The 316-nt window shown below is 66.5% G+C and carries 1 pseudogene; it reads left to right on the top strand.

The window, feature by feature from the left end:
• Positions 1–316: pseudogene (locus TN53_RS43640) on the top strand (DNA polymerase III); the annotation flags it as partial.

Below are 316 nucleotides of genomic sequence, written 5' to 3'. Positions count from 1 at the left end.
GAACTGACCGGACTGACGCAAGCTGAGGTGGAACAGGGCGTCACCTTCGCCGAGGCATGCCGGACCCTCGTCGAGGAATACGAGGCCGGAAGGCGCCCCTGGGCGAGCTGGGGCGAGTACGACCGTCGCCAATTTGCTCGTCAGAGTCAGGCCGACGGGGTGGCCTACCCGTTCGGCTTTCCAACGGAACGCACCCACACCAACGCCAAGGCTGTCTTTGCCACGGCGTACGGGCTGCGGAAGAAGCCCGGTATGGACCATGCTCTACAGGTCGCCGGGCTGCCGCTCGAAGGACGCCATCACCGCGGCGAGGACG

It is taken from the genome of Streptomyces sp. WM6386 (assembly GCF_000972385.1).
Classification (GTDB): domain Bacteria; phylum Actinomycetota; class Actinomycetes; order Streptomycetales; family Streptomycetaceae; genus Streptomyces.
This window is presented reverse-complemented; position numbering and strand designations above follow the sequence as displayed.